The 13,044-nt window shown below is 74.0% G+C and carries 10 protein-coding genes; 4 read left to right on the top strand and 6 right to left on the bottom strand.

All coding sequences use genetic code 11. The features are described from left to right. The first annotated feature begins 16 nt into the window (after window positions 1–16). Window positions 17–1,762: a sulfate adenylyltransferase gene (gene sat, locus WME97_RS31100; protein ID WP_437542637.1), complete on the top strand. Its 1,746-nt coding sequence runs from the start codon at window positions 17–19 to the stop codon at window positions 1,760–1,762. Window positions 1,763–1,928: 166 nt separating this feature from the next. Next, a complete protein-coding gene (locus tag WME97_RS31095) occupies window positions 1,929–3,158 on the top strand; it encodes a hypothetical protein (RefSeq protein ID WP_437542635.1) in 1,230 nt (409 codons plus the stop codon). Window positions 3,159–3,165: 7 nt separating this feature from the next. Here the strand turns inward: WME97_RS31095 and WME97_RS31090 are convergent, their stop codons facing one another. The 5 genes from WME97_RS31090 to WME97_RS31070 form a co-directional block, all read right to left on the bottom strand. Next, the gene (locus WME97_RS31090) at window positions 3,166–5,139 is read right to left on the bottom strand and encodes a serine/threonine protein kinase (RefSeq protein WP_437542634.1); all 1,974 of its coding nucleotides are present in this window, start codon (window positions 5,137–5,139) and stop codon (window positions 3,166–3,168) included. Window positions 5,140–5,560: 421 nt separating this feature from the next. Next, complete coding sequence (gene trxA / locus WME97_RS31085) at window positions 5,561–5,884, bottom strand: thioredoxin (protein WP_437542633.1); 324 nt, start codon at window positions 5,882–5,884, stop codon at window positions 5,561–5,563. A gap of 223 nt (window positions 5,885–6,107) precedes the next feature. Beyond that, window positions 6,108–6,554 carry an Rrf2 family transcriptional regulator gene (locus WME97_RS31080; RefSeq protein WP_437542631.1) on the bottom strand — a complete coding sequence of 149 codons (447 nt, stop codon included), beginning with the start codon at window positions 6,552–6,554 and terminating at the stop codon, window positions 6,108–6,110. A 98-nt stretch (window positions 6,555–6,652) separates the two neighbouring features. After that, complete coding sequence (locus tag WME97_RS31075) at window positions 6,653–8,455, bottom strand: hypothetical protein (RefSeq protein ID WP_437542630.1); 1,803 nt, start codon at window positions 8,453–8,455, stop codon at window positions 6,653–6,655. 112 nt (window positions 8,456–8,567) lie between these two features. Beyond that, window positions 8,568–10,022, bottom strand: a complete 1,455-nt coding sequence (locus tag WME97_RS31070) for a PLP-dependent aminotransferase family protein (protein WP_437542628.1) — start codon at window positions 10,020–10,022, stop codon at window positions 8,568–8,570. Between the two features lie 154 nt (window positions 10,023–10,176). Here WME97_RS31070 and yedA point away from each other — a divergent pair, with 154 nt between their 5' ends. Next, window positions 10,177–11,361: a drug/metabolite exporter YedA gene (yedA, locus tag WME97_RS31065; RefSeq protein WP_437542626.1), complete on the top strand. Its 1,185-nt coding sequence runs from the start codon at window positions 10,177–10,179 to the stop codon at window positions 11,359–11,361. Between the two features lie 154 nt (window positions 11,362–11,515). Further along, a complete protein-coding gene (locus WME97_RS31060) occupies window positions 11,516–12,598 on the top strand; it encodes an SMP-30/gluconolactonase/LRE family protein (RefSeq protein ID WP_437542625.1) in 1,083 nt (360 codons plus the stop codon). 34 nt (window positions 12,599–12,632) lie between these two features. Here WME97_RS31060 and WME97_RS31055 read toward each other — a convergent pair whose 3' ends face one another. Continuing rightward, the gene (locus tag WME97_RS31055; protein WP_437542624.1) at window positions 12,633–12,914 is read right to left on the bottom strand and encodes a hypothetical protein; all 282 of its coding nucleotides are present in this window, start codon (window positions 12,912–12,914) and stop codon (window positions 12,633–12,635) included. Window positions 12,915–13,044: the final 130 nt, after the last annotated feature.

The following is a 13,044-nucleotide window of genomic DNA, read 5'->3' as shown; positions in this document are numbered from 1 at the left end:
CGAAGGAGTTGCCTAAATGTCAGGTTTTGTTGTCTGGTTCACCGGTTTGAGCGGCGCCGGCAAGAGCACGCTCGCGGCGATGCTCTCGGCCGAGCTCCGCGCCCGCTCCGTCCACGTGGAGGTGCTCGACGGCGACGAGGTGCGCACCAACCTCTCGAAGGGCCTCGGGTTCTCGAAGGAGGACCGCGATACGAACATCCGGCGAATCGGATACGTGGCGAAGCTCATCGCCCGGTCGGGCGCGTGCGCGATGACGGCCGCCATCAGCCCTTACAAGGCAATCCGTGACGAGCAGCGGGCCCAGATCCCCCACTTCGTCGAGGTGTTCTGCTCCTGCGAGATCCCCGTGCTCGCCGAGCGCGACGCGAAGGGGCTCTACAAGAAGGCGCTCGCGGGCGAGATCAAGAACTTCACGGGCATCGACGATCCGTACGAGGCGCCCGAGAGCCCCGAGGTGCTCGTCGACACCGGCAAGGAGACGAAGGAGGAGAGCCTCGCCAAGATCCTCGCCAAGCTCGAGGACCTCGGCTACGTCCCGCGCCGCGGCGCCGCGGTCGCCGTGTCCGGCGCGGCCGCCGCGGGGGCGGCCGCGGGCGGCGCGCGCGGGCTGATCGCGCCGCACGGCGGCGAGCTCGTGAACCGGTGGGTCGAGGGCGCGGCGAAGGCGTCGCTCGCGGAGCGGGCGAAGGGGCTGCCGGTCATCGAGCTCGACGAGCGGACCGAGAGCGACGTCGAGATGATCGCGATCGGGGCGTTCTCCCCGCTGCGCGGCTTCATGAACTCGAAGGACTACCTGCGCGTCGTGCGCGAGATGCGGCTCGAGAGCGGCCTGCCGTGGTCGATGCCGATCACGCTCGCCGTCTCCGAGCAGGCGGCCGAGGCGCTCCGCGTGGGCTCCGAGGCGGCGCTCCGCGCGCGCGACGGCCGCATCGTCGCGGTCATCGAGCTGAGCGACAAGTGGCGGCCGAACAAGGAGATCGAGGCGCAGGAGGTGTTCCGGACGACCGAGACGAAGCACCCGGGCGTCGCGTACCTGATGAGCACGGGCCCCGTGTACGTCGGCGGCGAGATCCGCGTGCTGGAGCGGCCCGTCGACTCGGCGTTCCCCGCGTACGACCGGAGCCCGGCGACGACGCGGGCGTACTTCGCCGAGAAGGGCTGGCGCCGTATCGTCGGGTTCCAGACGCGGAACCCGATCCACAGGGCGCACGAGTTCATCACCAAGACGGCGCTGGAGATCTGCGACGGCCTGATGATCCACCCGCTCGTCGGCGCGACCAAGTCGGACGACATCCCGGCGGACGTGCGGATGCGTTGCTACGAGGAGCTCATCGCGAAGTACTATGTGAAGGACCGCGTGCTCCTCTCGATCTACCCGGCGGCGATGCGCTACGCGGGGCCGCGCGAGGCGATCTTCCACGCGCTGGCGCGCAAGAACTACGGCTGCTCCCACTTCATCGTGGGGCGCGATCACGCCGGCGTCGGCAGCTACTACGGCACGTACGACGCGCAGGAGATCTTCAATGCCTTCAGCCCCGGAGAGCTCGGCATCACCACGCTCAACTTCGAGAACGCGTTCTACTCGACGGTGGTCGGCGCGATGGCCACGGCGAAGACGGCGCCTGGTGATGCGTCGACGCAGGTCAACCTGTCCGGGACGAAGGTGCGCGAGCTGCTCCAGCGCGGCGAGCTGCCGCCGCCGGAGTTCTCCCGTCCGGAGGTCGCGCGCATCCTCATCGAGTCGATGCGCAGCTCGTCGTAGCCCCGGGCGCCTGAGGGCCGCGGCGGGCTGCGCCGCCGAGCGGGGCCGCGCGGTATCAGGCCTGGCGCGCGCGGCGGCCCTCTCGCTCCTCGCCGCGCTCGCCGGCGTCTCCGCGGGGACGCCGGCGCGCGCGGATCTCAGCGACGACGCCGCGCGCGTCGCGCGGATGTGGTCGCTCTCCGGCGCGCGCGTCGCGCGCCTCCCCCCCATCTTCCTCGAGCACGGCCGCGCCCGGGTCGTGGCGGTCGATCCGCCCGCCGGCCCGGCCCGCGTGGCTGGCGCTGCCGGCGCGGCGGCGGACGAGTGCCTCACCGCCGCGTTCCTCGCGCCGCGCACGGCGGAGTTCACGCTCTCTCCCGAGGGGCCATCGGGCGGCGTCCCCGCCCTCGAGGGCTTCCTCCAGCAGCTGCGCGGCGCGGAGCCCGAGGACGACCGCCGCGTCCAGAGCGTCGCCGGGGTCGCGGCCATCACGCGGTGCGGGGCAGAGCGCGAGGGGCTGCGCCGCGTGGCCATCGAGGTGCTGTCGACGCGCAGCGCGTTCGATGTCGTCGTCGCCGCGTCGAGCGGGCCGCTGGAGCGCGTCGAGGCCATCCTGCCGGAGCGCGCTTCCGGGCCCGTCGCGCCCCGCGGCGACCCCGGGCGGCCCTCCGAGCCGGGGCCGCTCGACGCCCGGGTCGCGCGGGCCGCGCGGCGCGCGCTCGCGGAAGGGGCGCCGCGCGTCGCTCCGACCGACATGCGCGCCTCGTCGATCGGGACGGGGCAGTTCTCGGTCAAGCTCCCCGAGGGCTGCCACCGCCTCGACCTGATGGCCGAGGTGCCGAGCGCCACGTTGCGCCGCGCGACCGACCTCGACGCCGAGGCGCGCGAGGGGACCACGGGCAGGCTGCTCGATCGCGACAGGTCCGACGCGCCCGACGCGCGGCTCGATTTCTGTCTGGGCGAGCAAGGGGTCGTCGAGGTGCCTTTCCTCGGGGCCGCGGGGCCGGTGAAGGTCGTGCTGTCCGACGCGCAGTGGCCGATGTCCGCGTTCGTGCCGGGGCACTTCGGCGCGCGCGCCCGGGGCAACCTGGCCGCCGCCCTGCGCCGCCGCCACGCGCCCGCGCCGCGCGCGCAGGCGATCGCCGAGGCGATCGGCGCGCAGGGCGACACGCTCGTCCCGGTCCAGATCGAGCCGGGCCGCTGCTACTTCGCGGCGGCGGCGCTGGCCCGGGGCGAGCTGCGCGCGCTCCGGATCTCCGTCGAGCTCGGCGACCGCGCCGGGCGCGACGACGCGGGCGAGAACGGCGAGAGCGCCGGCGTGGCGTTCTGCTCCGAGATCGAGGAGAGCGCCGCGCTCCGCGTGTCCGCGCGCGGCGGCTCGCCGGTCTGGGTCGTCGCGGTCTGGCCGATGGACTGACCCCCGCTCACTCCGCGGCGTGGGGGCGCCTCGGGCGGCGGCGCGGGGCCAGCTCCGGGCCTGGGCTGGCCGCGGCGCCGGGCTGGGCCCGCTCCGGCAGCAGCTGGCGGAGCTGCCAGGCCTGCAGGAACGCGCGTCGCTCCGCGGCGCGCAGCGCGTGCTGGTGCTGGCCCATCATGAACGCCGGCACGACCAGCATGAACAGGGTCGTCAGCGTCAGCGCCGTCATCGTCGCGATCTTCGAGTGCTCGACGGCCTGGGGCAGGATGACCATCGCGCCGCCCGCGAACTCGTACGAGCGGGGCAGGACGCCCGAGTACTCGATCCACGCGGCGGCCAGCACCGCGATGCAGCTGGTCACGACGACGGCGACGCGGTAGGCCGTCCGGTACGTGAACGAGTTGCCGTACGTCAGGATGACGAGCAGCATCGGCATGAAGAGCAGCGGGCCGAAGCCGCGCCCGATGCACAGGAAGCTGAGCACGTTGAAGACGAAGCCGGCGTAGGCGTACCACTCCGCGGACGGGCGGTGGACGACGCGCGCGGCGAGGAACTTCATCAGCGCCGCCAGGGCGGTGAAGCCCAGGATGAAGGCGAAGACCTGCCACTCGCGGATGCCCAGCCACACGGCGGCGACCAGCGTCGCGATCGCCGTCGCGAGCAGCTCGGCGCGCATGCCCGCGCGCAGCTGCAGCCGGTGCCGCGCCGCCGCGGCCGCGTCCAGCTCGGCGAGCACCTCCGCCGGCATCTCGCGCGGCGGCTCGGTCAGGACGCGCCGGAGCGTCTCCAGGGCGCGCTCGTTCGACGGATCGAAGGCGAGCGCCTGGCCGACCTCGCTGAGCAGCGTCTTCCGGGCGCCCTCGGCTTCCTTGCCGCCGGCGAGCGCCTCCGTCACGCGCTCCTCGGCCAGCCCCGCGTGCCGCGCCGCGAGGTCGCGGCGGAGCTCCACGTCCTTGTCGCCGTCGAGGAACCGCTCGACCGCCTCGTAGAGCGCGCGGGCGGACGGGTAGCGCTCGGAGGGCTCGCGCCGCGTCGCCGTCACGCAGATCGCGTCGAGCTCCGGCGGCACCTCGCGCTCGGGCGCGCGCACCGACGCCCGCGCGTCGGCGCCGTGGATGAGCGAGTCGAGCATCTCGGTGCGGTCCTTCTTCGGGTGCAGCGGCTTGAGCGTGAGGAGCTCGAAGAGGATCGCGCCGAGCGAGTAGATGTCGCTGCGCACGTCGAGCGTGTCGACGCACCCCTGCGCCTGCTCCGGCGACATGTACCCGAGGGTCCCGAGCACGTCGCCCGGGATGGTCCGCGTGCTCATGGGATCTTCGCCCATGTCGATCGTCTGGAGCGGCGTGTCGATGAGCTTCGCGACGCCCCAGTCGAGCAGGTACACCTCGCCGAAGTCGCCCAGCATGATGTTGGCGGGCTTGAGGTCGCGGTGGAGCACGCCGCGCGAGTGCGCGAAGTCGACGGCGATGCAGACCGACGAGAAGGCGGTGAGCAGCCTGCGGCGCGAGAAGCTCTGGAGCGCCGCCGGGTCGCCCTCGCGGAGCTCGTTCAGGATCCTCGCCAGCGTGAGGCCCCGGAGGCGCTTCATCGTGAAGTACGCCGAGCCCTTGCTGTCCACGCCGAGGTCGTAGACCGGCACGATCGACGGGTGCTCGAGCTGGCCCTGCACCCGGGCCTCGCGGAGGAACCGGTGGCGCAGCGTCGTGTCGCCCTGGTGCTCGGCGCGGATGACCTTCATGGCCACGTCGCGGCCGATGCGGCGGTCCCTGCAGAAGTGGACCTCGCCCATCCCCCCGACGCCGAGCAGCGACCGCATCTCGTAGCGGGGGCCGTCGCTCGACAGATCTGCGAGCTCCGCGCGGGCGCGGCCGAGGCTCACCGGGGTGGGGCTCTGGCCGTGCGAATCTCCGCCCTTCCCGCGAGATTTTCGCATCTCGGGGAGCTGCTCGAGCGTCTCGAAGTCGTCGTCGAACAGGGCCATGGCGTCCGGGAAGCCAGGCTCGGTCGCGCCGTGCCAGAAATACCCACACCGGCAGGGCTCCGCGTGGCGACCCTCGACCGCCTCGACGGACGGCAGCGAGCGGCGTTGCGGAGTGCTGGGCTTCCTCGGACGAGAAAATCTCGTATCGGGTGGTCATGTCAACGGGATGCTGCGTCCGTAGAAGACGGCCGACGCGCAATGCGACGGCGGCGCGCCGCGCACATCCCGTGCGGTCGGGGTGAAGGCGGGAGCCGCTCACGAAATGCAGGTTGGTGTCGGGTTTTCAGCGGTCCTGGCGAGCGCTGTGGTGGCGTCTCCGTCGCGCAGGGTGCGCGATGTGAGGCACGTCACGGTGCGGGCGATCGCCGGCGGAGGCTCGATGCGCTCGCGGTGCTCGGCGCGCTCGCTGCGTTCAGCTGGGTCAGCGCCCGAGGAGCGCGAGCAGCGTCTTCTTGTTCGTGAGGCCGACGTGACGCCCGATGGGCTCGCCCTTCTGGAAGGCGACAACCGTCGGCAGGCCGCGGATGCCGAAGCGCTGCGCGGCCTCGGGCGACGCGTCGACGTCGAGCTTGACCACCTTGACCTGGCCGGCCGTCTCGGCCGCGATCTCATCGACGATCGGCGCGAGCCGCTTGCAGGGGGCGCACCAGGATGCCGAGAAGTCCACGAGCACCGGCGTGTCCGTCTGCAGGACCTCCTGCGCGAAATTCAGGTCGTTGACTTCGATGACATGGCTGCTGCCCATGGCGCTGTCCTTTCGGTTTTCTCGGGATTGAGCGGGCCCTGGCTGCGACGCGCCGGCCCGATGCCGGCCCGATCCTCGACAGCCTCGCTCGCTCCAACTGTTATATGCACGGTTTCAGTTTCTGCCAGGGGAGCGGCTCGGCCGCCCGCAGGGAGGGCGGCCTCGCGTGTGTCCCTGGGAGGAGGCCGGCGCGGCGTCGCCGCGCGGCCAGGCGCCTCCGCGATCAGTCGGCCTTGACCGGCGCAGGCGCCGGGCGGCCGAGGTGCTGCGCCCGGAGCGCGATGTCCGCGACGGTCTTCTGCGCGAGGCCGCGCAGCAGCCCTGCGTTGGCCGCCTCGGCGACCTCATCGAACGCCCGCTGGATCCCCGACCCGATCGGGCACCTCGCGTTCGGCTCGCACGGGCTCGGCGCGATGGCGCCTTCCGGCTCGACGGCGGCGTACACCTCGCTCAGCCGGATCTTCTTGGCCGGCCTCGCCAGGCGATAGCCGCCCGAGCGGCCCTCCCGCGCCTCGATGAGCCCGGCCTGCGACAGCCGCGCGAGGATGCGCCGCAGGAAGGCCGGGTTCGTGTTGATGCTCGCCGACAGCGCGTCGCTCGCGCAGCTCTCGTCGGACTGGGCGAGCAGGGCGAGGGCGTGCGTGGCGATGGCGAAGCGACCCGAGGACATCAAAAGGCCCCTCGGCCGTTATCTGAGGGCTCGGGGGGTTCCGCTGTCAAGGCGCGGCGGGCGGCCGAGCGTTCACGCGCTCGCGCCTCGCCGCTCGCTCAGCGCGACCTGGGCGAGGTGCGGATCAGCACGAGGGCGTCTCCCTTGCCTTCCGCGAGGCGCAGCTCGATCGACGCGGGGACGGCCGCCGGGCCGGCGCAGCGGCTGTCGGACACGACGTGCCGCGCCCTGGCGAGCGAGCTCTCGCCCGTCGAGGTGTCGACGAGCCGCAGATCGACGCCCGCGCCGTGGGTGTCGAGCGCCGCGATCACCTCGGCGCACGTGTTGGCCGGGATCGGGAGCGGGAGGATCTTGAGGCGCGCGGCGTCGAGCGCCACCGCCTGCGCGCCGGCCGCCCCCGCGGCGTCGGCGGGGCCGGCGGCGCTCATGCGCCCGAGCAGCCTCGCAGCGGCGATCGGATGGGCGACGAGCGCGGGCGGGGCCTCGGGCTCCTTGCGGACCTCCACGGCGAACGGGCCAGGCTGCGCCATCGACTCGACGTCGATGCGGGCGGGGCCGCCGCGCCCGCAGGTGAAGAGCGTCGCGCGCGCGCCGCCCCGGGCGCGGCCGAGGAGGGCGTGGCCCTCGCTCCAGAGCTCGGCGAGCACGTCGGCGAGCGGCTTGCCGGCCAGCACGTCGATCCGCGCGCAGCCGGCCGGCAGCTCGATCGGCAGCGTCGTCCGGCTGCCGAGCCGCGCGGCCCCGGTCGACACGCGCGGCGCGCCGTAGCCCCGGCCGGCGAGCGCGCGGGCGTGGTCCGCCCGCGCCTCGACGAGGTCGCGGCCCTCGGTCACGCGCTCGATCGGCGTGGCGCCGGAGATCTCCGCCTCGGCGCCCGGCTGCGAGCGGCTCACGACCACGGCCACGAGGCCCTGCGTGCCGCGCGAGCGGATCGCGATCGAGAGCTCGACGGAGACCGGCGAGCAGAGGAGCAGCGAGCGATCCTGGCCCCGCTCGCGCGCGCGCGCGACGACCCTGCCGGTCTCGTCCTCCGCGACCACCTCGAGCGAGGCGACCTCGTCGCTCGGGGAGACGAGCACGTCGAGGCAGCGGCCGCCGTCGAGGGTGGCGCCGATCCGGCTCGCGGTCCTCGAGCCGACGGGCAGCGCGACGCGCCGGACGTCGTCCCAGCGCGCGCCGACCGCGGCGCGGCGCGCCCTGATCTTCGCCTCCAGGCCGGGCCACGACTCGAGGCGCCCGCTCTCGTCGCCGGACCTGCCGCGCGCGCCCACGGCGCGGGCGACCGCGTCGGCCGCCTTGACCGGGACGCTCTGCACGCCGACGCTCACCGCCCCGGCGCCCGACATGACGCGCGCCATGACATAGAGCCTCCGCGGGTGCGGCGGGCAGACGAGGATGGAAGCGCGCGCGTCGGCGGCCTCGTCCGTCGAGAAGGCGCTGCCGTCGTCCTCGAAGGCGAACAGGTCGACGTCGCTGATCGTCGGCGAGACCCGCGCCATCGCGAGCATGCACTCGCCGGCGGGCACCTCGACGAACGCGCCGAGCCTATCGCCGTCGGACGCCATGTCGGCGCCGATCACCCGGAGCGCGCTCGCGCCCGCCTGCGCTGCGCGCTGCGCGTCTCCGCCGAGGAGGGTGCTACCGTCGATGCGATCCGGCAGCGCGCGCAGCGTCTCCGGCGCTCGCGCGCCCGGCGAGGCGATCGCCCCGGCGCCGCAGGCGGGCAGGACGGCGAGCGAGGCCGCGAGCGCCCACGCCGCGCGGGCGGGCGATGGAGCCGCGGCGCGGGCGGGCTCGGACGGGCGGTGCGCAGGCAGGATCGGGAGCGCAGGCCGCAGCGCGGGCGTCGGCGGGGGCGCGGGCGCGGGCGAAGGAAGGGACGCGGGATGTCGGGGGCGCAAGGGCGTGGGCTCGTCGGGGCGGGCGCTCGATCGAGAGGGAAGGTTCTACTTCAGCGCGGGTACGGCATCCAGGGCGCGCCGGCCGCCGCCGGGGCCGCGGCCGTCCACCGCGTCATCCCTCGGCGGTCTCGGCGCAGATCCGTCCGAGCGTCCGGACCGCGTGCTCGCTGAGCTCCGTGAACGGGTAGCCGCAGTTCACCCGGATGTAGTTCGAGAAGCGGTGCTTGGCCGAGAAGATGGGCCCCGGCGCGACGCTGATGCCGTGCTCGAGCGCGCGCTCGTGCACGTCGAGCGCGCTCGTGCCGGGCGGCAGCTCGACCCAGAGCACGAAGCCGCCGGCGGGGCGCGAGACGCGGGTGCCGGGCGGGAAGTGCTCGGCGATCGCCTCGCTCATGCGCGCGACCTGGGCGGCGAGCCGGCGCCGGAGCGTCCGCAGGTGGTGGTCGTACCCGCCGAGCTCGAGGAACTCGGCGATGGCCATCTGCGGCAGCGTCGCGGTCGCCACGCTCTGCGCGAACTTGAGCTGCTCGACCTCGTCGAGGAAGCGGCCGGGCGCCGTCCAGCCGACCCGGTAGCCCGGCGCCACCGTCTTCGTGAACGACGAGCAGAGCATCACGAGGCCCTTCTTGTCGAACGCCTTGGCGGGGCGGGGGCGGACGTCGCCGAAGTGCAGATCGCCGTAGATGTCGTCCTCGATGAGCGGCACCTCGCGGCGCGCGAGCATCGCGACGAGGCGCTCCTTCGCCTCGTCGGGCATGGCGCTGCCGAGGGGGTTGTTGAAGTTCGGGATCGCGAGGCACGCCTTGATGCGGTGGCGGCCCAGCATCTCCTCGAGGACGTCGAGGTCCATGCCGGTGCGGGGGTGCGACGGGACCTCGATCGCCTTGATGCCGAGGCTCTCGATGAGCTGGAGGAGCCCGTAGTACGCCGGCGACTCCAGCGCGACCGTGTCGCCCCGGCGGGCGACCGCGCGCAGGCAGAGGTGGAGCGCCTCCATGGCGCCGACCGTCGTCACGATGTCGTCGGGGGAGAGCGCGACGCCCGACTCGACCGAGCGCCGGGCGATCTGCCGCCGCAACGCCGGCAGGCCGGGCGGCGGATCGTACGAGACGCCGGCGCCGCCCGCGCTCCGCGCGATCGCGCTGAGGATCCGGTTCAGCTTGTCGGTCGGCAGGAGCTCCGGGCTCGGGCACGCCGCGCCGAACGGGACGATGTGCGGGTCCCGGCACGCCCGGTAGACCTTGGAGACGAGGCTCTTCACGCTGACCCGCGTGGCGGTCGTGCAGGGGCGCGCGGCCCGGGGCTCGGGCAGCGCCGCGCCCCGGCGGGCGCGGACGTAGTGCCCCGACTGCGGGCGCGCCTCGATGAGCCCGCGGTTCTCGAGCTGCATGTACGCCTGCAGCACCGTCGCGACGCTGACCCCCTGCTGCCGGCTGAGCCGCCGCACCGAAGGGATCCGGTCGCCCGGCCGCAGCGCGCCGCGCGCGATCAGATCCGCGATGTGCGCGGCGACGCGGTCGTAGAGGTGGGCCTCGTCCTCGGCTTCGATGGGCGCCTGCACCTGCACGAGACGAAGTGTACAGCCGGGCGGGCCCTGCGGTACCGGTACAGCTGCCGGGCGTGAGGACCAGCACAGTCGCCTGTTCCGGAAACTGTACCGGCCGCAATTACCAACCGACTGCCTCTGTACCGGTCGCTCGCTTGGCCCCACCCTTCGGGGCATGAAATTGACCTCACTTGTTTCGGAGCCGCCATCGCGCCTCCGGGAGCCGTCGCGGATCGAGCTCGGGAAGGGTCGCCTGTGGACGCACCGCCTGCGGGGCGGCCCGCTGCTCCTGAGCTGTACCGCCGGCGCGGTCTGGATCACCCGCGAGGGGGAGCCGGAGGACGTGGTCCTGGAGGCCGGCTCCAGCTATGGGGGCGAGGGGCGCGGGCTCCTCGTGGTGGAGGCGCTCGAGCCGGCGCAGATCGCGGTGGCGAGAGGCGAGGCAGGGAAGACGCTGCGCGCGGCGCTGGCGAAGGCGCGGGGGAGCTGGCTGGTGCTGCTCTCGCTCCTCGCGCTGTACGTGATCTGGGGCTCGACGTACCTGGCGGTCTCGGTCGCGCTCGAGACGATGCCGCCCTTCTTGCTGGCCGGGACGCGCTTCATGACGGCGGGCGCGCTGCTCTACGGCGTGCTCCGGCTGCGCGGCGCCCCGCGGCCGACGCTGCGGCAGTGGGGTGCGGCGGCGCGGGTCGGGGTGCTGCTGCTCGTCTTCGGCAACGGGTTCGTCGTCGTCTCGCAGCAGTGGGTGAGCTCGGGCGTCGCCGCGGTCGTGGTGTCCACGATGCCGCTCTGGCTGGCGCTCTTCGCCACCGCGCGAGGCCGGGGCGCCGCCGGCGGCGCGCCCGCCGGCGCCCCGGAGGTCTCCCGGCGCGAGTGGATCGGGCTCCTCGTCGGGTTCGCGGGCGCGGCGCTGCTCCACCTCGGCGGCGATCTCCACGCGGCGCACGCCGGGGCCCTGCTCATCTTGCTGGCCCCCGTGTCGTGGGCGCTCGGCTCGCTGTACAGCCGCTCGCTGCCGCTCCCGGAAGGGCCGATGGCGGTCGCGGCGGAGATGCTCGCGGGCGGCGCGGTGATGCTCGCGGTGAGCGCGCTCTCGGGTGAGCACCTCGCGGCGGCGCCCTCATCGCGGTCGCTCCTCGCGCTCGCCTATCTGGCGGTGTTCGGATCGATCGTGGCCCTCAGCGCGTACACGTACCTGCTCCGGAGCACGCGCCCGGCGATCGCGACGAGCTACGCGTACGTGAACCCGATCGTCGCCATCGCGCTCGGCGTCCTGCTCGGCGGCGAGCGGGCCTCCGCGACGACCTGGGCCGCGGCGGCCATCGTCGGCGCCGGCGTCGTCATCGTCTCGCGGCGCTAGGCGCGCTGCGCTGCGCTGCGCTCGCGGGCCACCCCCACCCGACCCCGCTCCGACGGCGCGTCGCGCCGGCCGCCTTCGCGCCCCGGGCGCGCGCCGTCGACCGTAGGCAATGCGGGAGGCGGCGTGTAGTGTGCGCAGCGAGGAGGCGAGGTAGATGAAGAGAGGGTACCGGCTGCTCGGCTGGGCGCTGCTCCTGTTCGGGGCGCCGTCGGCGTGCAGCGGCGGCCACGTCGGCGCTGCATCGAGCAGCGGGGCGAGCGCGACGTCGGGCGCGGGCGCCGGCGAAGGCGGCGGCGGCGGCGCGGCCACGGGCACCGGGGAGGGCGGCGGCGCGGCGGTGGGCGCCGGAGAAGGCGGCGGGGCGGCAGTCGGCGCGGGCGCGGGCGCGGGGCCGAGCGGCGAGTGCGCGGCGCTCGTGCCCGGGCCCTTCGAGCCGGCGCTGGTCACGGCCGTGTTCAGCGGCAGCGAGGACTTCGCGTTCGACGGCCGCGGCTACCTCGTCGCCAAGCAGGGGCCGAACCTCGTTCGCTTCGACGCCACGGGCCGGACCTCGAACTTCGCGTCTCTGCCCGGCCCCGTGCCCGGGCTCCGGTACCGGCCCGACGGGACCCTCGTGGCGGCGCTGCCGGACCAGGGCGCCGTCGTCCAGATCTCCGCGACCGGAATGGTCGACGACTACGTGGCAGGCCTCACGGACCCGCACGGCCTCGCTCCGGACGCGCTGGGCAACGTCTGGGCGACCGACCTCTCGGGCGGCCGGGTGATCCGCCTCAACCCCGATGCCACGATCGACGAGATCGCGAGCGGCGCCCCCGAGGTGAGCGAGCCGAACGGAATCGTCTTCGACCCGGCGCGATGGGCGGTTTTTTACACCAACTCCTCTGCCGGCGAGATCCGCAAGATCGACCTGAACAACCCTGGCGAACCTCCCTTGCTCGTGGTCACGGTCGCCTCGTCCGTGCTCGACGGACTCGTCCTCGATACGTGTGGTCACCTCTACACGGTCGATAACGAGAACCGGAAGCTCTATCGTGTGAGGCTCGACGCGGGCGGGGCCGCTCTGGAGGAGGCCGAGCTGCTGGCGCGCTTCCCGACCGGGGTGGCCAATGCGCAGTTCGGCGCGGGCCCGGGGTTCGATGCGAGGACCCTTTACGTCGGAGGCGCGGCCGGCTCGATCTATGCTGTTGCCGTCGGCATCGCCGGCGCGCCGGTCCCGGCGCCGCCAGAAGCGCCGTGATGGGCGCTCCTCGGCGGCGCGCTGGAGGGGGCGCTCAGCGGGCGCCTTCCGCTGCCACTTCGCCCTTCTTGAGCTTCTCTTGAAGCTCGCCGAGCTTCCCCGCGGATCGTTCGAGGGCGCGCGCGGCGCCCTCGAGCGCGATCCGCCCGTAACCGATGGCCACCCCTGCCCAGGAGGTGCCCAGCTCGCGCAGCGTCTCGACGAACGGCGGCTTGACCGGCGCCCCGCCGCCGGCGTCCGCCGCCTGCGCGGGCTCGGCGCTCCCGTTCACGCTGTTCTCGGCCTTCGGCTCCGTGATGCTCTGGGTCTCACTCATGGTCTGCCTCCCACTTCGGTGTGTCCCCCCGCGACGACCGCGGGCGTACAGAAATGATGAATCCAGCGTTGACCCCCGTGCCCCGCGCGTCGCCCGCTCTCGCGGGCTCGCAAGACGCGATGTGCACTGG

Origin of the sequence: Sorangium sp. So ce367 (genome assembly GCF_051520455.1) — a bacterium.
GTDB classification, from domain to species: Bacteria; Myxococcota_A; Polyangia; order Polyangiales; family Polyangiaceae; genus Sorangium; species Sorangium cellulosum_B.
The sequence above is the reverse complement of the archived record's forward strand: the minus strand, read 5'-3'. Positions and strand labels throughout refer to the sequence as shown.